The sequence below is a fragment of the Novosphingobium sp. BL-A-41-Hi4B-X5A genome (assembly GCF_055521705.1).
Genome location: NZ_CM145500.1, coordinates 1,976,145 through 2,000,907, shown reverse-complemented (window position 1 = coordinate 2,000,907; position 24,763 = coordinate 1,976,145). Strand labels below are relative to the sequence as shown.

The window sequence follows — 24,763 nt, the reverse complement described above, 5'->3', positions numbered from 1 at the left end:
ACTCGCAATCGCCAGGTCCCGTCCCTATGTCATCAGGGATGAGTGAAGCCGAATATCTTTCCGGGCGCCTGCTGCTGGCCATGCCGGGCATGGGCGATGCCCGATTCGATCATGCCGTGGTGGCGATGTGCGTGCACGACGAGCACGGCGCGCTGGGCATCGGCATCGGCCATGTGCGCGACGGGATCACGTTGCATGGGCTGCTGGAAGACGTCGGCATCGATCCCGGTATCGCGCCGGACGTGCCCATCCTCAACGGCGGGCCGGTAGAAACGGCGCGCGGTTTCGTGCTGCATTCTAATGACTGGGGCGGCGAGGGCAGCGTGACGGTCAATTCGCTGTGCGACCTGTCCGCATCGATGGACGTGCTGCGTGCAATTGCCGAAGGGCGCGGGCCGAGCCGCTATCTGGTGGCCTTGGGTTACGCTGGTTGGGGGGCCGGGCAGCTGGAGGGCGAGATGCGGCATCATGGCTGGTACGCGGCGCAGGGGCGCCCGGAGATCCTGTTCGAAACGCCGACCGGGCGGCGCTGGCAACAGGCATGGAAGCGCGAGGGTATCGATCCTTCGCATCTTGTCGCGCAGACCGGCAGGGCCTGAGCCCTGGAGTTACAGAAAGAGCCGCCCCATCGCTGGAGCGGCTCTTTGCTCATGGGTCGAGACTCCGATCAGCGGACGCGAATGGGCACGTATTGTGCTGGTGCGCCGCGGCGCTGGATGCGCAGAAGCACGGCTTCGCGGCCTTCGGTCTTAGCCTGGCGAACGATGCGTTCGAGATCCGCAATCGAGGCTACGTTGACGTAGTTTGCCGAGAGCACGATGTCGCCCCGCTGCAGGCCCTTGGCCCCGGCATCGGACGAAGCATCGACAGCGGTGATCACCACGCCCTTGGCATCTTCACCCGCGCCGAGCTGACGCGCGATCTGCGGGGTGAGCGGAATGGCTGCGATTCCGAGCGAGGATTGCAGGACGCTTCCACTCTGCTGCTGCTGCTTGCCGCCGAAGCCGCCATCTTCCTGCGCGTCGGGGTCGAAGCTCTGCTGGGCGAGCTCTTCCTCGGTCGGGCGCTTGCCGACCACGGTCTGGATCGTCAGGCGCTGGCCGTTGCGGAGCAGTTCGATCGGGATGCGCTTGCCCGGTGTGGTGTTGGCAACGATGAACGACAGGGTCTGGTCAGGCGTGACGTCCTTGCCATCGACCTTCACCACCACGTCACCGGCCTGCATGCCAGCCTTGGCCGCGGCCTGTCCGGGTTCGACGGCCTGGATGAATTCGCCACGGTTCTTCGGGAGCCCGAGCGAAGCGGCGAGGTCTTCCGAGAGCGGCTGGATGCGCACGCCGAGGTAGCCGCGATCGATCGCCTGGCCGGCGCGCAGCTTGTCGACAATGGGGGCGGCAATCTCTGCCGGAATGGCAAAGCCGATGCCGACCGAACCGCCGGTGGGCGAGAAGATCGCGTTGTTGATGCCGATCACGTTGCCGGCCATGTCGAACATTGGGCCGCCCGAGTTGCCGCGGTTGATCGAGGCGTCGGTCTGCAGGTAGCGGTCATAGGCAGAGCCGGAGCCGGTGTTGCGATAGACCGCCGAGATGATGCCTTGCGTGACCGTGCCGCCGAGGCCGAAGGGGTTGCCGATGGCGATGACCCAGTCACCCACGCGCGCCTTGCGCGAATCGCCGAACTTCACGAACGGGAAGGGGGTGGGGCGGCTGATCTTGAGCACGGCGAGGTCTGATGCCGCGTCCTTGCCGATCAGCTTGGCCGGGTATTCCGTGCCGTCGGGCGTGGTCACGGTGATCGATTCGACTTCGCCCTGCCCGTCGGCGGTGATCACGTGGTTGTTGGTGACCACGTAGCCATCGGCCGAGATGATGAAGCCCGAGCCCAGCGACTGCGCCTCGCGCGTTTGCGGTCCATTGCCCTGGCCGCCGCCGAACAGATCGCCAAACGGCGTTCCGGCGAAGGGATTGTTGTTCTGCACCTTCACGCGCTGGCGGGTGGAGATGTTGACCACCGCTGGCTGCAGCTGCTGCGTAAGGTCGGCGAAGCTGGAGGGCGCACCGGCGCGGGGGACGACGCTGCGCATCTCCGACTGGTCGTTCTGGGCGACCTGCGCGCCTGCCGGGAAGCCTGTCACCAGGGTCAGTGCGCTGCCTGCAAGCAGCAGCGCCGAAGTCACACCATAAGCGTATCGCACGTGGCCTGGTCCTCTTTGTCTATCTTGCGCCGGGGGCGGCGCGGCTGACTTGTGCCAAAGCCGATTCACGCGCCCTGCGATGAACGGACTTTGAATGACGATGTTCCGTACCGTTCAGCTTGGGGGTTACTTGCCCTTGAACTGCTTGAGGTACTCGTTGTCGGGCGAAAGCACGATCGAGGTGCTCGATCCCTTCTGCGCAAAGGTTGCATCGTAGCTCTGCATTGCACGGTAGAAATCGTAGAATGCCGGGTCCTTGTTGAAGGCTTCGGCATAGGTCTTGGCAGCGGTTGCCTCGGCGGTAGCGCGGATGATCTGCGCCTGCTTCTGGCCCTGCGCGCGGATCGTGGCGGCTTCCTGCTGGCGCGCGGTGGCCATGCGGGTGAAGGCCGATTCGAGTGGCGTGCCTTCAGGAAGGTCTGCCCGCTTGATCCGCACGTCGATTACCTGCGCGCCATATTCACGCGCCTCGCGGTCGAGCCCCTCACGGATCTGTTCCATTGCGCGGCCACGGTCTGCCGTCAGCAGCGAGCCGAACGTGCGCTTGCCGAGTTCCTGACGCAGCGCCGAGTTGAGGATCGGCTGGAGCTGTTCGGCGACCCGCTCGGTCGTCCCGGCCGTCTGCACCATGCGCACCGGATCGATGATCCGGAAGCGGGCGAAGGCATCGACTTCAAGGCGGCGCTGGTCGGCCGAAAGGACCTGCTGGCGCTCCATGTCGAGATCGAGGATCCGCTTGTCGACATTGACCACCTTTTCCATGAACGGAATGCGCAGGACGATGCCCGCACCGGTCTGGCCGAAATCGGTCTTGGGTTCGAACCGGTTGACGACACGGTTGGGCTGGCCGAGGCGGATGATCACTGCCTGGGTCTTTTCATCGACCACGGTGAGGCAGCTGGCCGCGGCAAGCAGGGCAACGCCCGCGGCAATGACCACGGCCTTGCGTTCGGCCCAGAAGGTCTGGATCGCGTTCATCTTACTGGCCCCCTTCCTGCGGCTTTTGCGTGCGCTTCATTTCCGGCAGCGGCAGGTAGGCCTGGGTGTTGGGCGATTCGAGGATCACCTTGTCGGTCTGGCTGAGCACACGTTCCATGGTTTCATAGTACATGCGGCGGCGGGTCACTTCCGGGGCGAGCTTGTACTGCTCGTAGACCTTGTCGAACGCGGTGGCTTCGCCACCGGCGCGGGCGGTGAGCTGCTGCGCCCAGGCCTGCGCCCGGTTGATTTCGCTCTGCGCATCCTGCTGGGCGGCGAGCACTTCCTTGAAGGCATCGACGACCTTGGCCGGCGGATCGGTCTTCTTGATGTCGACGCCCTGGATGACGACGCCCGAGCGATAGGCATCGAGTACGCGCTGCATGCGTTCGCGCACGTTCTGTTCGATCTGGGCGCGGCCCGAGCCCATCACGTCGTTGAGGTTTACCTCGGCGATGGACTGGCGCATCGCGGCTTCGGCCACTTCGCGCACGGTCTGATCAGGGTCGGCGAGCTGGAACATGTAGAGCTTGAGGTCCTTGATGTTCCAGCGGACGAGGTAGGTGAGGTCGACCAGGTTCTGGTCGGCGGTGAGCATCAGCTTCTCGCCATCGCCCTCGGGGATCGATTCGCGGCGGATCGAGGTCACGTCCTCGACCTTGACCGTCTGGATCGGCCAGGGGAGCGTGACAGCGGTGCCGCTGTCCAAGGTGCGCGAATAGGAGCCGAAGGTGGTGACCACGCCCTTTTCCTGCGGGGCGATGAGGTGGACCATCGAGGTGCCGAGCCATGCCAGGACGACGAGGCCGATCACGACCGGCGCCCATGACTTGCCATCGGGGCGCTGGGGCAGGCGCGGGATGTTGGGACCACGGCCACCACCGCCGCCATTGCCGCCGCCCTTGCGGTTGCGGAAGATGTCCTCGATGTTCGGGCCACGCCGTCCGCTATCCTTGGGGCCATCGCCTGATTGCGGCGGGAGCCACGGGTTTCGAGGGCCTTCGGCACCTGGCGCTGCTGGCGGTGGTGTCGTTTCAGGAGCGTCACCGGAGGATGTCGGCGCGTCGTTGCCGCCGCCCGAACCCCAGGGGCTTTTCTTGCCTGTCATGAAAAGGCCCGTCTCCCGGCCAAAGCGTGCGATCATTCCGCCCAAGTCTGTCATCCCTTGGTTATAGGAACCCTTGATGCGAAAAACAGTGTCCATTCCCGAAAATTCATCTGCTAGGGCCGAACGGACAGCTCCGGGATGGAGCGGAACACGGGAAATGGCGTGAGCATCGACGAACAGGCACTGCGCAATGCGCTTGGGGAAGTGGCAGGGGACCGCCTGCAGACGGTGAAAGTGGCGGGCGAGACGGCAACCGTCATGCTCGAAGTCGGCGGGCTGGAGCGGCTCGATCGCGACAAGCTGGAGATGGCCGTGCGAGATGCGGCCCGGAAGGCCGGAGTGGCGGATCTGCGCCTCGGCATGACCGCCGAGCGCAAGTCGCGCGTGATCATCGCGGTGGGATCGGGCAAGGGCGGCGTCGGCAAATCGACGCTGTCGGCCAATCTGGCGGTCGCCATGCACCGGCTGGGACGCAAGGTCGGTCTGGTCGATGCCGACATCTATGGCCCGTCGCAGCCGCGCCTGCTGCTCACGGAAGGTCGCAAGCCGGAGGCCGAGGACAGCAAGATCCATCCGATCCAATCGCCTTATGGGGTGCCGATGCTGTCGATGGGGCATCTGGTGCAGCCGGGGCAGGCGATTGCGTGGCGGGGCCCCATGGCCGGCAATGCGCTGGGCCAGCTGATCGATGCGCATTGGGGCGATACGGAGATCATCGTCGTCGACCTGCCGCCGGGGACCGGCGACGTGCAACTGACCATGCTTTCGAAGCACAAGCCGGCGGGCGCGGTGATCGTCTCCACGCCGCAGGACCTGGCGTTGATGGATGCGACCCGCGCCATCGGCCTGTTCGAACAGGGCAAGGTGCCGGTGATCGGCATGGTCGAAAACATGGCGGGCTATATCTGCCCGCATTGCGGCGAGGAGAGCGATCCGTTCGGCGTTGGCGGGGCAGAAGCGGCCGCGAAGACGATGGGTCTGCCGTTCCTTGGCCGCGTGCCATTGGACATGGCGATCCGGCGCGAGAGCGATGCGGGCAACCCGCCTGCAGCAGGCGACAGCCCGCAGGCCGAGGCGTTCCTTTCGATCGCGCGGGGCGTGCTCGCCTGGCTTGACGGGAAGCGCTGACCCGGATGCGCCTGACGCGGCGAGGGATGCTGGTGGGAGCGGGGGTGGGCGGCGCGCTGCTCATTGCTTTCCCGCTGATCCCGCGGCGCCATCCGGTGCCGCTCGCGGCGGGCAAGGGCGAGCATGTCGTCGATGCTTTCCTCAAGGTGGGCCGCGTCAAGGGTGGGAAGGACTGCATCCTGACGGTTGCCGTCCCGTTCTGCGAGATGGGGCAGGGCATCACCACGCTGGTGGCGCAGATCATCGCTGACGAGGCTGGCGCGGACTGGCGCAAGGTGGCGGTGGAGGCTGCGCCGATCAGCCCGGCCTATGCCGATCCGGTCCTTTCAGCCAAGTGGGCGCCGCTGTGGATGCCGGCCTTTGCCTCGGTGGGAGAGGACGCGGACGGGATGCTGGCGCGGCTTCATGCCGAACGCGGCCCGCTCATGGTGACGGCGGATGGTACGGCGCTGGCGGCCTTCGAGACGCCCTTGCGTGAGGCGGGGGCGGCGCTGCGGGCGATGATGGCGCAGGCGGCGGCGGACAAGTGGGGCGTGGGCTGGGAGGAGTGCGAGACGAAGGACAGCTTCGTCACCCACGGCAAGCAGCGCCTGTCGTTTGCCGAACTGCTCGATGCAGCGGTGGACTATGATCCGCCCGCGGTGCCGGTGCTGCGTGCCGAGCCACCGCGTGAGAAGCCCGGACAGTTTCCGGAAGGATCGCCGCCCAGCCATCCCCGGCTCGATCTGCCCGCCAAGGTCGATGGCAGCTTCACCTTTGCCGGCGACGTTCGCTTGCCCGGCATGGTCTACGCCGCGATCGCGCATGGGCCGCAAGGGGCGAGCGTGCTGTCGAGCTATGACAAGCAGGCGGCGGCCACGGTGCGGGGTCTGGTGGGCGTGGTCCACGCCAAGCGCTGGCTGGCGGCGGTTGCGACCGACTGGTTCAGCGCCGACAAGGCGGTGCGGGCCATGGAGCCGCGCTTCAAGGCCGATGGGCCGGTGGCCGATGCCGAGAAGGTGCTGGTTGCGCTCGACAAGGCGCTGACCAAGGGAGAGCCGCAGCGCATTCTGGCCGAGGGCGATCCCGATGCGCTGCTGGCCAGGCCTTCACTGACCGCGCGCTACGATGTCGAACCGGCGTTCCACGCGCCGCTGGAGACCGCCAGCGCCACGGCGCGGATGCGGCACGGATTGCTTGAGCTGTGGATCGCGACGCAGGCCCCGGAACGGGCGCGGCGGGCGGCGGCGCGCGCGGCGGGGCTCTCGCGCCGGGACGTGATCGTCTATCCGATGCACGCCGGCGGCAGTTTCGATGCGCGGCTCGACGTGCGCATCGCGGCGGAAGTGGCGGCGATCTGCAAGGTCATCGGCAAACCGGTGCAACTGACGTACTCGCGCTGGCAGGAAGCATTGGCGGGCATTGCGCGCACGCCGGTTTCGGCGCAGCTGGGCGGAGCGTTGAGTCCGGACAAGACGCGAGTGCTGGGCTGGCGGGCGCGGCTGGCGGTGCCAGCGACAGCTATCGAATCGGGGGCAAGGTTGCTCGATGGCTGGGGGGTGAGCCAAGCGCTCGAGCTGCAGGATCGGGTCGATCCGATGGCGTGCGAAGGGGCGATGCCGCTCTATCGGATTCCGGAAAAGGCCGTGGAGCATGTGCCGCTCGCGCTGCGGCAGCCGACCGCACGGTTTCGTGGGCAGGCGCATGGCTATACCGCGTTCTTCACCGAGAGCTTCGTTGACGAGCTGGCCCATGCGGCGGGCAAGGAGCCGCTGTCGTTCCGTGTCGGCATGCTCGAGGGTGAGCCACGGCTGGTGGCTTGCCTGCAGGGCGCCGGACGCCTCGCGCAATGGGGTGGCGGGATCGAGGCTTCGGGGCAGGGCATTGCCTGCCATCAGATGGAACTGCCGACCGGCGGCGGCGCGGGTGCCAAGGGCCTGATCGCGGTCGTCGCCACGGCGCGCAGCGAGGCGGGCGTGGTGCGGGTGGATCGCCTGAGCGCCTATGTCGACATCGGACGCATCGTGAACATGAGCCTTGCCCGCCAGCAGATCGAGGGCGGGCTGATGTTCGGCCTGGCCCACGCGGTGGGCGGGGCGAGCGGCTATGCCAAGGGGCGGCCTTCGGCAGGCAGACTCTCGCAACTGGGGCTACCCCTGCTTGCCGATTGCCCCAAGGTTGATATTGCCTTTGCCGACAGCAACGAAGACCCGTTCGACCCCGGCGAGCTGGGCATGGTCGCGGTGGCCCCTGCCATCGCCAATGCCCTGTTCTCCGCCACGGGCGTGCGCTTCCGCCGCCTGCCGCTGATTTCCGAAGGCCTGTGAGCCTCTTCCCAAGGATTGCAATGGAACGTCCTGCCGATCACCCCAATGTGCTTACCGGCAAGGTCGGCGTGCTTGTCGTCAACCTCGGCACGCCCGACGCGCCCGATGTCGATTCGGTCAAGCGCTACCTCAAGGAGTTCCTGTCCGATCCGCGCGTGGTGGAAATCCCCAGGCTGATCTGGCAGCCGATCCTGCGCGGCATCATCCTCAACACCCGGCCGAAGAAGTCGGCCCACGCCTATTCGCAGGTGTGGAGCGAGGATGGATCGCCGTTGGCGGCGATCACCAAGGCGCAGGCCCGCGCCTTGCAGGAGCGGCTGGGCGACGCGGCGATCGTGCGCCATGCGATGCGCTACCAGTCGCCCTCGATGGCCAAGGAACTCGATGCGCTGATGGCGGCGGGGTGCGAGCGCATTCTGGTGGCCCCGCTCTATCCGCACTATTCGGGCGCAACGACGGCTTCGGCGCTTGATGCCGTTGCGGACTGGATCAAGGCACGTCGCCGCCTGCCAGCGCTGCGCACGCTGCCGCCCTATCACGACGATCCGGCCTATATCGGCGCGCTTCACGCCGACATGACGCGGCAGATGGCCACGCTGGATTTTGTGCCTGAACTGCTGCTGCTGAGCTATCACGGCATGCCGGAGCGGACGCTTTACTTGGGCGATCCCTACCACTGCCACTGCCAGAAGACCTCGCGCCTGCTGGCCGAACGCTTTGCGCAGAGCCATCCCGGCCTGCGGTTGGTGACGACGTTCCAATCGCGCTTCGGCCGGGCCAAGTGGCTCGAGCCTGCAACCGATGCAGTTCTTGCCGTCGAGGCCGAGAAGGGCACGAAGCGCGTGGTGATCGCAGCGCCGGGCTTTTCGGCGGACTGCCTGGAGACTCTCGAGGAGCTGGCGATCCGCGGCAAGGAGGATTTCGAGGCGGCAGGCGGCACCCACTTCGCTGCACTCGAATGTCTCAACGCCGGGCAAACGGGCATGGACCTGCTGGAGACCATGACTCGGCGCGAACTGGCGGGCTGGATCGAATAAGGCTCTTGGCCACTGCTGACAGGCGTGTTAATTGACCGGTTAAACCAGAACGCCGGGAGACACCATGGCCAGCATCGCACCCGAGGCTGCTGCTAACCTGCATACCGAACGCGCCAATCCGCACTGGGTGCGGCTGGGCGGCGATCACAAGCTTGACCATATTCCCGGCGAAGACGGCTGGCCGGTCTTGGGCACCACGCTGATGCAGCTGGCCGATCCGCTGGGCTTCCAGAAGCGCATGGTCGATACTTACGGCCCGGTGTTCCGCACGCGCAGCTTCGGCCGACGCGGGATCAACCTGATCGGTGCGGATGCCAACGAACTGGTGCTGTTCGATCGCGACAAGCTGTTTTCGAACGAGCAGGGCTGGGGGCCGGTGCTGAACCTGCTGTTCCCGCGCGGGCTGATGCTGATGGACTTCGAGGCGCACCGGGTGGACCGCCGGGCCCTGTCGATCGCGTTCAAGCCCGAGCCGATGCGGGCCTATTGCGGGGTGCTGAATGCCGGAATTGCCTCTGCGCTGGAGCAGTGGGGCGGTGCGATGCGCTTTTACGACGCGATCAAGGCGCTGACGCTGGATACGGCAGCGTCAAGCTTCCTGGGCCTGCCGCTGGGGCCGGAGGCGGACCGGCTGAACAAGGCCTTCGTCGACATGGTGCAGGCCTCGGTCGGCGTGGTGCGCAAGCCGCTGCCGTTCACCAAGATGGGCAAGGGCGTGGCCGGACGGCGGCTGATGGTCGAATACTTCGGGCGTCTGGTGCGTGAGCGGCGGGCCAATCCGGGGCAGGACATGTTCAGCGAGTTCGCGCTCGCGACTCGAGACGATGGCTCGTTGCTGCCCGAGGACGTGGTGGTCGATCACATGATCTTCCTGATGATGGCGGCGCACGACACGATTACTTCTTCGGCAACGGTGCTGTTCTGGCAGCTCGCCAAGAACCCCGGCTGGCAGGACCGCCTGCGGGCCGAGGCGCGCGCGCTGGCCGGCGGGGACGGCCTGCCGCTTGCCTATGAAGACCTCGGGCGGATGGAGCTTACGGAGATGGCATTCAAGGAAGCGCTGCGCTTCATGCCACCGGTGCCGAACATGCCGCGCCGGGCGCTGCGGGACTTCCGATTTGGTGGCTATGACATTCCGGCCGGCACGCCGATCGGGATCAGTCCGGCGGCGGTACATGCCGATCCGGCGCACTGGGAGCAGCCCGAGATCTTCGATCCGATGCGCTTCACTGCGGACAAGGTGGCAGCGCGGCACAAGTATGCCTGGGTGCCGTTCGGCGGCGGTGCGCACATGTGCCTTGGGCTGCATTTCGCCTATATGCAGGTCAAGCTTCTGGCCAATCACATCCTCACCCGATTCGAGGTGCGGATGGCTGCCGGTGCCGCGCCGCAATGGCAGGCCTGGCCGATCCCGAAGCCGCGTGATGGCCTGAGGGTGGAGTTGCGCCGAATCTGTTGACGATTCGGGCGTCCACAGTTAAGGGGCGCGCTTTCCGGCGGGACTTCCCGCCACTGGATGAGATTCACGCGGTCGCTCCTGGCGCCCGCCAAGGCACGAGAAACAGGAAGACCATGGCCAACACGCCGCAAGCCCGCAAGCGTATCCGTCGCAATGAACGTCGCGCCGAAATCAACGGCAACCGCCTTTCCCGCATCCGTACCTTCGTGAAGAAGGTCGAGACCGCACTGGCCGGCGGCGACAAGACGGCTGCTGCGGCGGCGCTGAAGGAAGCCCAGCCCGAGCTGGCTCGTGGCGTTGCCCGGGGCGTGCTCCACAAGAACACCGTTGCGCGCAAGATGTCGCGCCTGTCGAAGCGCGTCGCCGCGCTCTGACTTTGGTAGGATGATTCGCTGCTCGAAGCGGCGGATATTCTTCCAGAACGGCACAAATAAAGAACATGGTCGGCGATGATTTCGCCGGCCATTTTCATTTGTGTTGCCTACTGATCTGCAGTCTTCCGCATTGTTACATTGTGCAGTCGCAACAAGTCACGGAATCTACGCGATTCGCATGACCACGTGCGACTGCATAAGTAAAAAGCCTTAGTTTTCAGGCATTTGATGCATCTCTGCGGGTTAGGGCGAGTCAAGGGCATTTATTTCAGTTTTTTTGCTCTGTGCCCGCTTGCGCGAAGGGGGCGAACCCCAATAGACAATGCGGACCGGGGGCGGGAATCACTGCCACTTGGTGTCACTTGAAATTTTATCGAACAGGGTCTGCTGCGCCTTGTGCGGCAGAGCAGGGGCATTTTGTGCCTGCGTGCCGGGGATGCGCGCGGGCCAATTCAGTCGAGGCAGCGAAGCGTGAAAGTAGACGATTTCGCAGGGGGAAGCGCGGTCAGCGCCATGGCGACCACTGCCAAGGGCGAAGGCGAGCGTAGCATGACGGGCAAGAAGGGACGTGACAGCACAATGATCGAGGACCAGGAAGCGCTGGATCTGGCAGCAGACTGGGCCGACATCAGCCAGGGTCTGAAGAAGGACCTTGGGCCGCAACTCCATGCACAGTGGATCAAGCCGATCCAGCTCGGCTCATTCTGCAAGGAAACCGGCACGCTCGACCTGTTCCTGCCGACCGAATTCTCGGCGAACTGGGTGGCCGATCGGTTCGCCGATCGCCTCAGCCTTGCCTGGAAGATCGCGCGTTCGGAAGTGCGTCAGGTGCGCATCACCGTCCACCCGCGCCGCCGGTCGATGCCCGAGCTGCGCGTCGGTGGCGAAGCGCCAATCGCCCCGCGCGCTCCGGTTCATGCCGCACCGGCGATGCTCGATTCGGCGCTGTCCGGCCTCGACCCTTCACTGACTTTTGCCGAGTTCGTTTCGGGTTCGGCCAATGTGCTGGCAGTCAACGCCGCGCAGCGCATGGCCGCATTGGAAACCCCGCAGTTCTCGCCGCTCTACCTCAAGGGCTCGACCGGGCAGGGCAAGACGCACCTGCTCCACGCGATCGGCCACGCCTTTGCCGCCAACAAGCCCGGCGCGCGCATCTTCTACTGCTCGGCAGAGCGGTTCATGATCGAATTCGTCCAGGCCATGCGCTCGAACGAGATGATCGAGTTCAAGGCCCGCCTGCGCGGCTTTGACATGCTGCTGGTGGACGACATCCAGTTCATCATCGGCAAGGCCAGCACGCAGGAGGAATTCCTCCACACGATCGACGCGCTGATGAGCGCGGGCAAGCGCCTTGTCGTCGCCGCAGACCGCGCTCCTCAGGCGCTGGACGGCGTCGAGCAGCGCCTGCTGTCGCGCCTGTCGATGGGCCTTGTCGCCGACATCCAGCCGGCAGACATCGAGCTGCGCCGCAAGATTCTCGAGCATCGCCTTGGCCGCTTCGGCAACACGCAAGTGCCGGCCGATGTGATCGAGTTCCTTGCCCGCACGATCAACCGCAACGTGCGCGAGCTTGTCGGCGGCCTCAACAAGCTGATCGCCTATGCCCAGCTGACCGGGCAGCCGGTGTCGCTGCAGCTGGCCGAAGAGCAACTGACCGACATTCTGTCGGCCAACCGCCGTCGCATCACCATCGACGAGATCCAGCGCACCGTCTGCCAGTTCTACCGCGTCGACCGCACCGAAATGGCGTCGAAGCGCCGCGCCCGCGCCGTGGTGCGTCCGCGCCAGGTTGCGATGTATCTTGCCAAGGTGCTGACGCCGCGCTCCTACCCCGAGATCGGCCGCAAGTTCGGCGGGCGCGATCACTCGACGGTGATTCACGCCGTGCGCCTGATCGAGGAACTACGCACCCGCGATGCTGACATGGACGGCGACGTGCGCACGCTGCTGCGTCAGCTGGAGGACTGACTGGGTTCACGCAGAGGCGCGGAGAAGAAATCGAGACGCGGAGAGACTTTGTCTTTGCGGCAAAGCCGCGCGAGAATCTCTCCCCCGGCCTCTGACGTGATATTCGATGGACAAAGGGGCCTGTCGGCCCCGCCTAACCACTCTGCGCCTCCACTTCTTCTCTGCGTCTCTGCGTGAACTCTCTTTCTCTTCCGCCCCGCAGCCCCTAACTGCGTCGCATGACGCCAGACCGCCTAGACCGTTTCGCCCGCCACATCGTCCTGCCCGAAGTCGGCGCGATGGGGCAGGCGAAACTGGCGCAGAGCCACGTCGTGCTGATCGGCATGGGCGGCATCGGCTCGCCTGCCTTGCAGTATCTCGCAGGTGCTGGAGTGGGTCGGCTCACGCTGGTCGATGACGACGTTGTCGAGGCGAGCAACCTGCAGCGGCAGACTGTCTATGCCCAGGCCGACATCGGCGAGGCCAAGGCCGAAGCTGCCGCAGCGTGGGTGCGCGCTTTCGATCCTGTGCTGGAAGTTTCGGCGCACGTCCTGCGCATCAACCGCGACAACGCTGCGAGCCTGATCGCCGGGGCGGATGTCGTGCTCGATGGCTGCGACAACTTCGCCACGCGGCTTGCCGTCTCGGATGCCTGTGTCAAGGCGGGCGTGCCTCTGACCAGTGCGGCGCTGGGGCGGTTCCAGGGGCAGGTGGCGAACTTTGCCGGGCACCGTGAAGATCATGCGTGTTATCGCTGCTTCGTGGGCGATGCTTTCGATGCCGAGGATTGCGACACTTGCGCGGACCTTGGCGTGCTCGGGGCGATGGTCGGGATGGTCGGTGCCTTTGGCGCAATGGCAGCGATGCGGGTGCTGCTGGAAGGCGTTTCGACGCTGGGGGATCCGCAGTGGGGTCAGTTGCACGTTCTGGACGGCCTCAAGCCGTCGCTGCGCACGATGCGCATTGCGCGGGACCCGGAGTGCCGGGGGTGTAGTTCTCGCCTCTCAGGTAGCGCTGGGGCCCACCCCTAACCCCTCCCGCCTGCGGGAGGGGGACCAGCGAGCGTAAACCGTACTGCTACTCCCCTCCCGCAGGCGGGAGGGGTCGGGGGTGGGCATTGGTCCGCAGTGACCTCGCAAAAGAAAAGGGCGCGGGGACCGAAGTCCTCGCGCCCTTTCTGTCTGGCCTGAAGCTGCCTCTTACGAAGCGAGCTTGCGCAGCACGTAGTGCAGGATGCCACCGTTCATGAAGTATTCGACTTCGTTGGCGGTATCGATGCGGCACAGCGCGGTGAAGGTCAGCTTGGTGCCGTCCTTGCGCGTGACTTCCACTTCCACGTCCTGACGCGGCTGCAGGTTGGCAACACCCTTGATCGTGAAGGTGTCGTCGCCAGACAGCGCCAGCGAGGTGCGGTTCTGGCCTTCCTTGAACTGCAGCGGCAGCACGCCCATGCCGACGAGGTTCGAGCGGTGGATACGCTCGAAGCTTTCGACGATCACAGCGCGAACGCCGAGGAGGTTGGTGCCCTTGGCCGCCCAGTCGCGGCTGGAGCCAGTGCCGTATTCCTTGCCGGCGATGACCACGGTCGGCACGCCATCGGCCTTGTGCTTCATGGCCACGTCGTAGACCGAGCCGACCTCGTCGCCGTAGCGCGAGAAGCCGCCTTCGACGCCGGGGACCATCTCGTTCTTGATGCGGATGTTGGCGAAGGTGCCGCGCATCATCACTTCGTGGTGGCCACGGCGCGCGCCGTAGGAGTTGAAGTCCGCCTTCGAGACCTGGTGCTCCATCAGCCACTGGCCGGCGGGGCTGTCAGCCTTGATCGAACCGGCCGGCGAGATGTGGTCGGTGGTGATCGAATCGCCGAGGATCAGCAGCGGCTTGGCTTCGATGATGTCGCTGACCGGAGCCGGCGTCATCGACATGCCTTCGAAGTACGGCGGGTTGGCGACATAGGTCGACCCGGCGCGCCACGAGTAGGTTTCCGAACCGGTGACGTTGATCGCCTGCCAGTGCGCGTCGCCCTTGTAGACGTCGGCATAGCGGGCCTGGAACATGGCGCGGTCCATGCAGCCAGCCATGGTGGTGGCAACCTCACTGTTCGAGGGCCAGATGTCCTTGAGGTAGACGTCCTGGCCGTTGTTGCCCTTGCCGATCGGGGTGGTGGTGAAGTCTTCGACCACGGTGCCCTTCAGCGCGTAGGCAACGACCAGCGGCGGGGAGGCGAGGAAGTTCGCACGCACGTCCGGTGAGACGCGGCCTTCGAAGTTGCGGTTGCCCGAGATCACGGCAGCGGCGACGAGGCCATTGTCGTTGATCGCCTTGCTGATCGGTTCGGCGAGCGGACCCGAGTTGCCGATGCAGGTGGTGCAGCCATAGCCGACGAGGTTGAAGCCAACCGCATCGAGGTGCTCCTGCAGGCCAGCCTTGTTGAGGTAGTCGGTGACGACCTGCGAACCCGGGGCGAGCGAGGTCTTGACCCAGGGCTTGGGCTTGAGGCCGAGTTCGTTGGCCTTCTTGGCGACGAGGCCAGCGGCCACCAGCACGCCCGGGTTCGAGGTGTTGGTGCACGAGGTGATCGCGGCAATGGTCACGTCACCGTCGCCGATGTCGAAGTCCTTGCCTTCGACGGGCACGCGGGCCGGGGTCTTCTTGTAGGTGTTCGCCATGTCCGCATTGAACACGTCATCGACTTCGGGAAGCGAGACGCGGTCCTGCGGGCGCTTCGGGCCGGCGAGCGAGGGCACGACGGTGCCGAGGTCAAGCTCCAGCGTCGAGGAGAAGATCGGCTCGACCGCCGGGTCGATCCAGAAGCCCTGCTCCTTGGCATAGGCCTCGACGAGCGCGATCTGTGCTTCTTCACGGCCGGTCAGGCGCATGTAGTCGAGGGTCTTCTCGTCGATGCCGAAGAAGCCGCAGGTGGCGCCATATTCCGGAGCCATGTTGGCGAGCGTTGCACGGTCAGCGAGGCTGAGCGCGGCAAGACCGGGGCCGTAGTATTCGACGAAGCGGCCGACCACGCCATGCTTGCGCAGCATGTTGGTGCAGGTCAGCACGAGGTCGGTGGCGGTGACGCCTTCCTTGAGTTCGCCCGTGAACTTGAAGCCGACGACTTCGGGGATGAGCATCGAGACCGGCTGGCCGAGCATTGCCGCTTCGGCTTCGATGCCGCCAACGCCCCAGCCCAGCACACCAAGGCCGTTGACCATGGTGGTGTGGCTGTCGGTGCCGACGCAGGTGTCGGGGTAGGCAACCGTGACGCCGTTCTGGTCGGTCGAGGTCCACACGGCCTGGGCGATGTTCTCGAGGTTGACCTGGTGGCAGATGCCGGTGCCGGGGGGCACGGCGTAGAAGTTGTTGAGACTCTTCGAACCCCACTTGAGGAAATCGTAGCGCTCCATGTTGCGCTGGTATTCGATCTCCATGTTCTCTTCGAAGGCCTTGGGGTGGCCAAACTCGTCAACCATGACCGAGTGATCGATCACGAGGTTTACCGGGACCAGCGGGTTGATCTTGCTGGTGTCGCCGCCGAGCGTGGCGATGGCGTCGCGCATCGCGGCGAGGTCGACCACGCAGGGCACGCCGGTGAAGTCCTGCAGCAGCACGCGCGCGGGGCGGTACTGGATTTCGTTGTTGGATTCGGTGGGGCTCTTCTGCCAGTCGACGATCGCCTTGACGTCGTCAGACGAGACGGTGAAGCCGCCGTCCTCGAAGCGCAGGAGGTTTTCGAGAAGGACCTTCATCGAGAAGGGCAGGCGCGAGATGTCGCCGAACTTCTCGGAAGCCTTCTTGAGCGAGTAATAGGCGTAGTCCTTGCCGCCCACGTTCATCGTGCTGCGGGTGCCGAGCGTATCCTGTCCGACCTGGGTCATGGCTTTGCGTCTTCCCTCCTGTCGCGGCCGTTGCTGTACGGTGCCACGCGGGGAATCGCTCTTGGACCAAAGGCCCGTGGCGGCGCGGCAAGTTACGGCCTGAAAGCGAGAGGGCGATGCGCGCAAAGCGCGGGCGCGTCAAGGGCGGGAGGGGCGCAATTTGTGCAGGTGCAGAGCGATTCGTCGTGGTAGAACGCTTATTGATTTGCAATTGCAAAAACGATCCGCATTGCGAGGGGTTCACTTCTGAGCGATCACGTCCGGCGAGGCCTTTCTGGTGGCATAGAGGCAACCTGCGACGATCAGCGTCACTCCGGCCAGCATGGGTACCGTCACCGGCTCGGCGAAGGCGATCCATCCGACGATCGCTGCCCAGATGAACGCGGTATATTCCAACGGCACCAGCACCTGCGCTTCCGCACGGCCATAAGCCCAGCTCAACAGCATGATCGAGGCAGCAGACAGGATCGCCGACACAACAAGCAGCCACCAGACCGCGCCGGTCGGGAATGGCGCAAACCACCACGCGCCAATGCCGAGAAATCCGAACTGGACGAGGGCCTGGAAGAAGGCCACCTCCTCGGGCTTGGCGAGGAGCGCCTGCTGACGCTGCAGGACAAGGTTCCAAGCGTAGAGCACTGCCGAGACCAGCGTGGCGACGAGGCCCTTGACCGCTTCGGCATCGGCGGGACCATCGAACTTGCCGCCAGCAATGACGACAACGCCTGCAAGCGCCAGCACCGAGCCGCCGATGGCTGCCGGTCTGACCGTTTCTCCGAGCATTATCGCTGCGAGATAGAGCGCGATCAGTGGCGCAATGAAGGACAGGGCAATGCCCTCGGCAAGCGGAAGCCTGACGATCCCATAGAAGAACAGCGTCGCCATCACCGAGGCGACCGAACCGCGCAGGAGGTGCACCTTGAGGGCCGGCCAGGCGGGCCATCCCTGCCCGCGCCAAAGCCACAAAGGGAACATCAGTGCTGATCCGGCAAGGCCGCGCCAGCACATCGCAGCGTAGGCACCGATCGCCAGCGACGCGGCCTTCATCACGCCGTCCATCACCGAGAACAACGCCAGCCCAAGCATCGAGGCAAGAACCGGGAGCAAGAGCGGGCGATGATCGTTCATCGGCAGGCCATAGGCAAACTGGTTGCGGTTTGAAACGATGTTCTGGCCAACCGGCGCGATTCAGGCTCCAGTCAGGCGCAATCTTCGATAGTGCCATGCTTGATAGTCTGGTGGGCTTGGGGCAGGACACTGGCAATGGTGCGGCCGCCCGGGACGACGTAATTGAACAGGGAAGTGCGGAACGTGAAGCTTGCGAAATTCGGAATCGGTACCTCGGGCAAGTTTGGCGTGGCTCTGGTGGCGCTGACGTTCGCGGCCCAGCCGCTCGTTGCGCAGACAGCCCCGACTTCCGGGCCGATCGACCTTACCAAGCAAGCCAAGCCCCCGGTGGTGGCACCAACCGTGGCGGCTCCGGTCGCGCCCGTGGCTCCGTCTGCACCGGTTGCCGCGCCGAAGTGGACGCAGTCCGATGCGCAGGCGCTGCTGGCAACCATCAAGGGCGTCGGTGCCGAAGGCTTGTTCCCGAAGGATTATCAGCCGGAAGTCCTGTCAGCCGCTATCGTAAAGGGCGAGGGCCAGGAACTGGATGAGACCGCGACCAAGCTGTTCACCTGGCTGGCAGAGGATTTGCGCGACGGGCGCACGCCGATGACAGCGCGGGTGCAGTGGTTCGCGGTGGACCCCGATCAGGATACCAACCCGACTTCGCTGATCCTCGCCGAAGCTCTCGAGAAGCATGACGTGAAGGGCGCGCTCATGGCGCTACTGCCGACCGTGCCGGACTACGCTGCGCTCAAGGCCGCGTTGCCCAAGGCGCAGACCCAGAAGCAGGCCGCGCTGATTCGGGCCAACATGGACCGCTGGCGCTGGCTCGCCCGCGATCTCGGCTCGCAGTACCTCTTGACCAACGTGCCCGAGCAGATGCTGCGGCTGACCGTCAAGAACAAGATCATCAGCACCTACAAGGTCATCGTCGGCAAGCCCGGCAAGACCGCGACTCCGCAGCTGGCCGAGACGGTCGAGGGCGTGATCTTCAACCCGACGTGGACCGTGCCGCAGTCGATTGTCGTCGGCGAAGGGCTGGGCGCACGTCTGGTCGGCAACCCGAAGCAAGCCGAGCGCGAAGGTTACAAGGTCACCAAGGCGGCTGATGGCACGATCTATGTCGTCCAGCAGCCGGGCGACAACAATTCGCTTGGGCGCATGAAGCTCGACATGCCGAACGAGCATGCCATCTTCCTGCACGACACGCCCAACCGCAACCTCTTCAATCTCACCGCTCGTGCGCTGAGCCATGGTTGCGTGCGCGTAGAGCGGGCGACGGAGCTGGCGATGACGATGGCAATCCTTGGCGCAAGCATGACGCCTGACGATGCCGTCGCCGCGCATACCTCGAAGGTCTACACCAAGGTGCCGATGACCAAGACCTTCCCGGTCTATCTCACCTATTTCACGGTGGCGCGCGACGTGACCGGGATGCTGCGCTCATTCCCGGACATCTATAACCGCGATGCGCCGGTGCTGGCGAGCTTCGCCCAGCCGCGCCAGCAGCACACCACGCAGCGCAAGAGCAACGAGGAAGTCATCAAGCTGGACAATCCTCTTTGATGCTCTTGTTGTGAGGACGAGGCTCAGCATCTGTCGGCGCAAGCAGCGGTTCTGCACCAAGCAGGATGCCGATGCGGCGGCGGCGGCGAGCGGGCTCGTTCTGCATCCGTACAAGTGCGAAAGGTGTTTTGGCTGGCACCTGACGAGCAGGACGAAGGGACGGCGCGTCCCTCGCCCTCAAACCGGTGTTCAGCCGAGGCCCAACCTGTCGGCGTAGAGCAGGCGTCCGCCGGAAAGGTGCCACAGGGCTTCGTTGAAGTCCGATTCGCTCATGGCAAAGCAGCCGTCAGAGCGACCGAGCTTACCCCATTTTTCCAGCATTGAGGGATTGGCGTACCACGCGGAATGCAACACGATCGCGCGGTCAAGCACGTTGGAGTTGTCCGGTTCCAGCCCGCCCAGGCGGATCGAGGTTCCGTACTTGCCCTTGTACCATTCCCAAGTGACGTAAGCGCCGCGCGAGGTGGCGAGGCTGCCGACCTCGTTGGAAAAGGTCTTCAGGAAGCCATCGTGTTCAGGGTCCGAACCGCGGCCGTGCGCGACGAGGAAAGACCTGACCTCGCCGCGTTCGAGATTGGCGAAGTGGAAGCGGGGCAAGGACGAGGGCATCGCGAAGTCGGCAATGCCGACGATGTCGGTGCGCCACAGCGACGCGCGGTGCTTTTCCACTTGCTCGGCGGCAATGCGCAGGACTTCGCGGTGCTGCTGGTTGGGGTAGTAGGTTGCTGCCGCCACGCGCGGCGGGAACACGGCAGCGACGGCGCTTGCCGCAGCGCCTGCCAGTACCGTTCGCCTGTCGACTTTGTCTGTCATGTCCGGTCCCGTACCACGCTTTCGCCTTATCAAGCGTGAACGGCGGGCATTCTATGCATTTGCGACCGGATTTCCAGCACCTGCGCCAAGCTGCGCCGCAAACTGGCTTCCCAGCTGGCTCAGGGCCTTGCCGTCGACGCGCATGACCGTCCATTCGTCCATGAACTTCGCGCCGAGCGACTTGTAGAAACCGATCGCAGGCTCGTTCCAATCGAGCACTGACCATTCCAAGCGCGCGCAGTCCCGCTCCACCGCCAGCGCGGCGAGGTGTGACAGCAGCGCCTTGCCGAGGCCGGAGCCGCGGGCTTCGGGCTGCACGAACAGGTCTTCGAGGTAGATCCCCGGCTTGCCCTCGAAAGTCGAAAAATTGTGAAAGAACAGGGCAAACCCCTGTGGCTTGCCGTCGAGTTCGCCGATGACGACTTCAGCATAGGGGCGCGGTCCGAAGAGCTTGGCTGCCAGTACCGCCTCGTCGAAACGGACCTCGTGCGCCAGCTTTTCGTATTCGGCGAGAGCGCGGATGAGTGCGGCGATCAGGGGTGTGTCGGCAGGGGTGGCGGGGCGGATGGAGATGGTCATGGCCTTCGCCTAGCGCTTCGCAAGGAACCTTGCCAGCCTCGCCGGATTACGAAAGACATGAACGCCATGATCCGCACCACGCTTGCCTCTGCCCCCGTGCTTCTGGCACTTGCTGGCTGTTCGACTGATGGCGCGAGGCCGGAGAGTTCGCCGCCTACGCCGGAGACTTCTGCTCCGTCATCTTCCGAACCTGTTACCCGGATACTCGACCGAACGGTGGCGGATCAGTTGCGGCGCAATGCCGGCGTGACCTTGCAGTGGATCGACTGGAATACGCGCGGCACGGCCAATGCGCGGGACGAAAATGGGGTGATCCGGTTGACCGCCAGTCAGGCTGCATCCAGTGGTCCCGGCCGCCTCTGGCTGGATGGCCAAGTGACCGAGATCGGCGCGGATTACTTCGTCTTTTCAGGCACGATCCGCATCACTGACACACCGGATGCTGGCCGAAAGTGCGAGGCAACACGAGAAGACTGGCGCTTTGCCGTTACACAGAATCGCCCCTACTGGCGCCTGCGCACCTTTGAATGGTGCGACGGGCTCACCGACTACATCGATATCTACAAGCCCACGGCAGGACGCTGACAGGTTACTCCGCTGCCTCGGTGACGTTGCCGGCGTCGGTCGTCGCCGCTTCGATCTCGGCGGCCTTCTTCTCGACCAGCGAGACGATATGGTCGAGCATCTCCTCGGACTGCACGGTGTGGTCGGTCACGCCCGAGAGGTAGACCATGTGCTTGCCGTTGCCGCCACCGGTGAGGCCGATGTCGGTCTCGCGTGCCTCGCCCGGGCCATTGACGACGCAGCCCAGCACCGACAGCGAGATCGGCGTCTTGATGTGGGAAAGACGGCTTTCAAGCGCCTCCACAGTGCGGATCACGTCAAAGCCCTGACGCGCGCACGAAGGGCAGGAGACCACGCGGACACCGCGCGTGCGCAGGCCGAGGCTCTTGAGAATCTCGAAGCCGACGCGGACTTCCTCTTCCGGTTCGGCCGAAAGCGAGACGCGCAAGGTATCGCCGATGCCGGCCCAGAGCAGGTTGCCGATGCCGATCGAGGACTTGACGGTGCCGCCGATCAGACCGCCGGCCTCGGTGATGCCAAGGTGCAGTGGGCAATCGACCGCTTCGGCAAGGCCCATGTAGGCGGCGACCGCGAGGAACACGTCGGAGGCCTTTACCGCCACCTTGTATTCGTGGAAGTCGTGGTCCTGCAGCAGCTTGATATGATCGAGCGCGCTTTCGACGAGGGCCTCGGGACAAGGCTCGCCATACTTCTCGAGCAGGTCCTTCTCGAGGCTTCCGGCGTTGACGCCGATGCGGATCGCGCAGCCATTGGCCTTGGCCGCGCGGACCACTTCGGCCACGCGCTCGGACGAGCCGATGTTGCCCGGGTTGATGCGCAGGCAAGCCGCGCCGGCATCGGCGGCTTCCAGCGCGCGCTTGTAATGGAAGTGGATGTCGGCAACGACCGGGATGCGCGCCGCCCTGGTGATCTGGCGAAGCGCCGCGGTGCTTTCGACGTCGGGGCAGGAAACGCGGATGATATCGGCACCCGCATCCTCGCAGCGGCGGATCTGGTTGATCGTCGCCACAGCGTCGGACGTCAGCGTATTGGTCATCGTCTGAACGGTGATCGGGGCATCACCGCCAACGGGGACGCTGCCGACCATGATCTGGCGGCTCTTGCGACGCGCGATATCGCGCCATGGACGGATCGAGGACATGCGCCCTCTATAGGGACTAAGGCGCCGGTTCGGAAGGCGTCTAAAGTGGGCCTGCAAACATGAATTCGGGATCGCAGTGCTCACCCACCCAGAATTCGATGTCTGCCACCTTGTCGAGTCCATAGCGCCGGTAGAAGCGCTGCGCATCGGGGTTGTGGGCATAGACCGAAAGCTGCATCTCGTCTGCGGCCCACGCCCGCGCTTCGGCCAGTGCCCAGTCCATCAGTCGCGCGCCGTGGCCGCGCCCGATCAGGTCGGGATCGGTATAGAGCTGCTTGAGCTCCATCGGCGAGCTCGCCTGAGTCTTTTGGGGGAGCGAACTTTTCCGCACGATCTTGCAGAAGCTGGCCAGCACGCCCTCTTCCTCGATCACGGCGATCTTCATCTCCGGATCCGCGAGTTGCGTCAAAACGGTCGCTTCTGAGTGGGATTCCTCAAGAAAGCGGGAAAGGTTCTCGGTGCTGTAAAGGTTGCCGAACTTGGCGATGAAGGCGCGGCGGCCAAGGTCGGCAAGGGCGGGAGCATCGGCAGAGGTGGCGAGGCGGAGCGTCATGCTCCGCCTTTAGCGCTTCAGCCCTGCCAATTCAAAGCGGTCAGCTGGCCTTTTCGGCCTTCACCTTGGTGTAGGGCACGAACTTGCCGAGACCGACCGATCCGCGCCAGAAGCCGACATTGCGATCGACCATGCGCACGATATCGACACTGCACAGCTGCGCTCCGAACGGTGTCGTGACCATGATGTCGTTGTCGGACAGCGAGCTTGCGCCAGAATCGGGACGGTTCACCCAGATGGTGCTGCCAGTGTCGTAGACGATGGCTGTCTTGTCATAAATGCGCGTATTGACGACGCGCGGCAGATACAGGCAGTCCTGCGGCTTGCCCGCCACGCGCCCTTCAAGCGTCTTGGCGAGTTCCTGTTCCGGGGTGAGACGCGGCTTGGCGTCGGCAGCGGCTCCGGCAAGAAGCAGCGATCCGGCGGCCAGTGCCGCAGCGAATTTGCTGGCGGTCTTGATCATCTGGCACTTCCCTTTCGATTCGGTCCCTGACCGTTAGCGCGAAACGGCTTAACCCGCGCTGACCACATAACGCCGCAGCGCCAGCAATCCTTCGATCAGGCCGTGCCGCCCACGGTGAGGCCTTCGACCAGCAAGGTTGGCTGCCCGACGCCTGCCGGAACGCTCTGCCCGCCCTTGCCGCAGACGCCGACGCCTTCATCGAGCGCAAGATCGTTGCCGATGCCAGTCACCTTGGTGAGGCAGGTCGGCCCATCGCCGATCAGCGTAGCGCCCTTGATCGGCGCGCCGAGCTTGCCGTTCTCGATGCGGTAGGCCTCGGTGCAGGAGAACACGAACTTGCCGCTGGTGATATCGACCTGCCCGCCACCGAAGGACTTGGCGAAGATGCCGTTCTTCACGCGGGAGAGCAGTTCGGCGGGATCATCGTTGCCGCCGCGCATGAAGGTGTTGGTCATGCGCGGCATCGGCGCATGGGCGAAGCTTTCGCGCCGGCCGTTGCCGGTGGGGGCCACGCCCATCAGACGGGCATTGAGGCGGTCCTGGATATAGCCCTTGAGGATGCCGTCCTCGATCAGGATGTTCTCCTGCGTCGGCGTGCCCTCGTCATCGATCGAAAGCGAACCGCGACGGCCCTGCCCATTGACGCCGAGCAGCGTGCCGTCGTCGATCACGGTGACGCCGGGCGCGGCCACGCGCTCACCGATCCGACCGGAGAAGGCGCTCGTGCCCTTGCGGTTGAAATCGCCTTCGAGACCATGGCCGACCGCTTCGTGCAGCAGCACGCCCGGCCAGCCTGGGCCGAGCAGTATGGTCATTTCGCCGGCAGGCGCGGCCACCGATTCGAGATTGACCAGCGCCTGGTTCAGCGCCTCGTCGATCGCACGGTTCCACGTATCGGGCGAGAACAGGTCGTCGTAGAGGCGGCGTCCACCTATGCCGAAGGATCCGGTCTCGCGTCGCCCGTTCTGCTCGGCCACGATCGAGACGTTGAGGCGGACGAGTGGCCGCACGTCGTGGGCGACAAAGCCGTCGGCACGGACGATTTCGACTACCGACCACGAACCGGAAAGTGACGCTGAAACCTGCGCGACGCGGGGATCGCGCGCGCGCGCGGCGGCATCGATGGTTTCGAGCAGCTTGACCTTGGCTTCGAACGGCACGGCATCGAGCGGCGAGGCTTCGGTATAGAGGTGGCGGTTGTTGTTGCGCGGTGGCGGGGCAGCCTGGCCCTTGGCCGGATCGAGCAGTTTCAGCGTTTCGCCTGCGCGGGCGATAGCGGCGGCGGAAATCTCGTTGGCGTGGGCGAAGCCGGTCATTTCGCCGGAGACGCCGCGCAAACCGAAGCCGGCATCGCGCGAATAGTCCGCCGTCTTCAGGCGGCCATCATCGAAACCAAAGCTCTCGCTGGCGATGAACTGGAGATAGAGTTCGCCGTCATCGCAGGATTTCAGCGCATTGGCGGTGAGGTTTTGCGCCTCCTCGGGCGAAAGGTGGCCAGAGCGATAGAGCAGCGAGCGGGTGTCGAGATCGGTCATGTTGACCGATAT

The 24,763-nt window shown here is 64.9% G+C and carries 21 protein-coding genes; 10 read left to right on the top strand and 11 right to left on the bottom strand.

From position 1 onward, the window contains the following. Nucleotides 1-38 precede the first annotated feature (38 nt). Entirely contained in the window at nucleotides 39-599 is a 561-nt protein-coding gene (locus tag ACZ1JY_RS09645; protein ID WP_465129136.1) for a YqgE/AlgH family protein, read from the top strand. A gap of 68 nt (nucleotides 600-667) precedes the next feature. On the opposite strand, the gene ACZ1JY_RS09640 is transcribed toward ACZ1JY_RS09645, so the two are convergent. From ACZ1JY_RS09640 to hflK, 3 genes are all read right to left on the bottom strand, one after another. Continuing rightward, a complete protein-coding gene (locus tag ACZ1JY_RS09640) occupies nucleotides 668-2,197 on the bottom strand; it encodes a Do family serine endopeptidase (RefSeq protein WP_465129135.1) in 1,530 nt (509 codons plus the stop codon). Between the two features lie 126 nt (nucleotides 2,198-2,323). Continuing rightward, nucleotides 2,324-3,175, bottom strand: a complete 852-nt coding sequence (gene hflC, locus ACZ1JY_RS09635) for a protease modulator HflC (RefSeq protein ID WP_168905264.1) — start codon at nucleotides 3,173-3,175, stop codon at nucleotides 2,324-2,326. A gap of 1 nt (nucleotide 3,176) precedes the next feature. After that, nucleotides 3,177-4,283 carry an FtsH protease activity modulator HflK gene (gene hflK / locus ACZ1JY_RS09630; RefSeq protein WP_465129134.1) on the bottom strand — a complete coding sequence of 369 codons (1,107 nt, stop codon included), beginning with the start codon at nucleotides 4,281-4,283 and terminating at the stop codon, nucleotides 3,177-3,179. A gap of 138 nt (nucleotides 4,284-4,421) precedes the next feature. Between hflK and ACZ1JY_RS09625 the strand changes: the two genes are divergently transcribed. The 7 genes from ACZ1JY_RS09625 (at nucleotide 4,422) to ACZ1JY_RS09595 (ending at nucleotide 13,565) form a co-directional block, all read left to right on the top strand. Beyond that, on the top strand, nucleotides 4,422-5,411 hold the full coding sequence (locus ACZ1JY_RS09625; RefSeq protein ID WP_118072945.1) for an Mrp/NBP35 family ATP-binding protein: 990 nt from the start codon (nucleotides 4,422-4,424) through the stop codon (nucleotides 5,409-5,411). 5 nt (nucleotides 5,412-5,416) lie between these two features. Beyond that, nucleotides 5,417-7,717 (top strand): xanthine dehydrogenase family protein molybdopterin-binding subunit, encoded by a 2,301-nt coding sequence (locus ACZ1JY_RS09620; RefSeq protein ID WP_465129133.1) that lies wholly within the window; start codon nucleotides 5,417-5,419, stop codon nucleotides 7,715-7,717. Between the two features lie 20 nt (nucleotides 7,718-7,737). Then, entirely contained in the window at nucleotides 7,738-8,754 is a 1,017-nt protein-coding gene (gene hemH, locus ACZ1JY_RS09615; protein ID WP_118072947.1) for a ferrochelatase, read from the top strand. Between the two features lie 64 nt (nucleotides 8,755-8,818). Beyond that, on the top strand, nucleotides 8,819-10,213 hold the full coding sequence (locus ACZ1JY_RS09610) for a cytochrome P450 (RefSeq protein WP_465129132.1): 1,395 nt from the start codon (nucleotides 8,819-8,821) through the stop codon (nucleotides 10,211-10,213). Nucleotides 10,214-10,326: 113 nt separating this feature from the next. Further along, complete coding sequence (gene rpsT, locus ACZ1JY_RS09605) at nucleotides 10,327-10,587, top strand: 30S ribosomal protein S20 (RefSeq protein WP_039333732.1); 261 nt, start codon at nucleotides 10,327-10,329, stop codon at nucleotides 10,585-10,587. A 549-nt stretch (nucleotides 10,588-11,136) separates the two neighbouring features. Continuing rightward, on the top strand, nucleotides 11,137-12,555 hold the full coding sequence (gene dnaA / locus ACZ1JY_RS09600; protein WP_465130892.1) for a chromosomal replication initiator protein DnaA: 1,419 nt from the start codon (nucleotides 11,137-11,139) through the stop codon (nucleotides 12,553-12,555). Between the two features lie 218 nt (nucleotides 12,556-12,773). Continuing rightward, the gene (locus ACZ1JY_RS09595) at nucleotides 12,774-13,565 is read left to right on the top strand and encodes a HesA/MoeB/ThiF family protein (protein ID WP_465129131.1); all 792 of its coding nucleotides are present in this window, start codon (nucleotides 12,774-12,776) and stop codon (nucleotides 13,563-13,565) included. A 168-nt stretch (nucleotides 13,566-13,733) separates the two neighbouring features. Here the strand turns inward: ACZ1JY_RS09595 and acnA are convergent, their stop codons facing one another. Continuing rightward, nucleotides 13,734-16,406: an aconitate hydratase AcnA gene (acnA, locus tag ACZ1JY_RS09590; RefSeq protein ID WP_465129130.1), complete on the bottom strand. Its 2,673-nt coding sequence runs from the start codon at nucleotides 16,404-16,406 to the stop codon at nucleotides 13,734-13,736. A 240-nt stretch (nucleotides 16,407-16,646) separates the two neighbouring features. Continuing rightward, nucleotides 16,647-17,534, bottom strand: a complete 888-nt coding sequence (locus ACZ1JY_RS09585; RefSeq protein ID WP_118072948.1) for a DMT family transporter — start codon at nucleotides 17,532-17,534, stop codon at nucleotides 16,647-16,649. Nucleotides 17,535-17,768: 234 nt separating this feature from the next. Here ACZ1JY_RS09585 and ACZ1JY_RS09580 point away from each other — a divergent pair, with 234 nt between their 5' ends. Further along, nucleotides 17,769-19,082 (top strand): L,D-transpeptidase family protein, encoded by a 1,314-nt coding sequence (locus ACZ1JY_RS09580; protein WP_465130891.1) that lies wholly within the window; start codon nucleotides 17,769-17,771, stop codon nucleotides 19,080-19,082. 189 nt (nucleotides 19,083-19,271) lie between these two features. On the opposite strand, the gene ACZ1JY_RS09575 is transcribed toward ACZ1JY_RS09580, so the two are convergent. Together ACZ1JY_RS09575 and ACZ1JY_RS09570 are read right to left on the bottom strand one after the other, a co-directional pair. Then, nucleotides 19,272-19,895: a murein L,D-transpeptidase catalytic domain-containing protein gene (locus ACZ1JY_RS09575; protein ID WP_168905272.1), complete on the bottom strand. Its 624-nt coding sequence runs from the start codon at nucleotides 19,893-19,895 to the stop codon at nucleotides 19,272-19,274. Between the two features lie 51 nt (nucleotides 19,896-19,946). Continuing rightward, entirely contained in the window at nucleotides 19,947-20,474 is a 528-nt protein-coding gene (locus ACZ1JY_RS09570) for an N-acetyltransferase family protein (RefSeq protein WP_465129129.1), read from the bottom strand. Between the two features lie 57 nt (nucleotides 20,475-20,531). Between ACZ1JY_RS09570 and ACZ1JY_RS09565 the strand changes: the two genes are divergently transcribed. Further along, nucleotides 20,532-21,059 (top strand): hypothetical protein, encoded by a 528-nt coding sequence (locus ACZ1JY_RS09565; RefSeq protein ID WP_205525267.1) that lies wholly within the window; start codon nucleotides 20,532-20,534, stop codon nucleotides 21,057-21,059. A gap of 4 nt (nucleotides 21,060-21,063) precedes the next feature. Here ACZ1JY_RS09565 and ispG read toward each other — a convergent pair whose 3' ends face one another. From ispG to tldD, 4 genes are all read right to left on the bottom strand, one after another. Further along, entirely contained in the window at nucleotides 21,064-22,200 is a 1,137-nt protein-coding gene (gene ispG / locus ACZ1JY_RS09560) for a flavodoxin-dependent (E)-4-hydroxy-3-methylbut-2-enyl-diphosphate synthase (RefSeq protein ID WP_465129128.1), read from the bottom strand. Between the two features lie 40 nt (nucleotides 22,201-22,240). After that, nucleotides 22,241-22,753, bottom strand: a complete 513-nt coding sequence (locus tag ACZ1JY_RS09555) for an N-acetyltransferase family protein (protein ID WP_465129127.1) — start codon at nucleotides 22,751-22,753, stop codon at nucleotides 22,241-22,243. Nucleotides 22,754-22,793: 40 nt separating this feature from the next. Then, on the bottom strand, nucleotides 22,794-23,216 hold the full coding sequence (locus ACZ1JY_RS09550; RefSeq protein ID WP_118072954.1) for a hypothetical protein: 423 nt from the start codon (nucleotides 23,214-23,216) through the stop codon (nucleotides 22,794-22,796). A gap of 95 nt (nucleotides 23,217-23,311) precedes the next feature. Beyond that, the gene (gene tldD, locus ACZ1JY_RS09545) at nucleotides 23,312-24,751 is read right to left on the bottom strand and encodes a metalloprotease TldD (RefSeq protein WP_465129126.1); all 1,440 of its coding nucleotides are present in this window, start codon (nucleotides 24,749-24,751) and stop codon (nucleotides 23,312-23,314) included. Nucleotides 24,752-24,763: the final 12 nt, after the last annotated feature.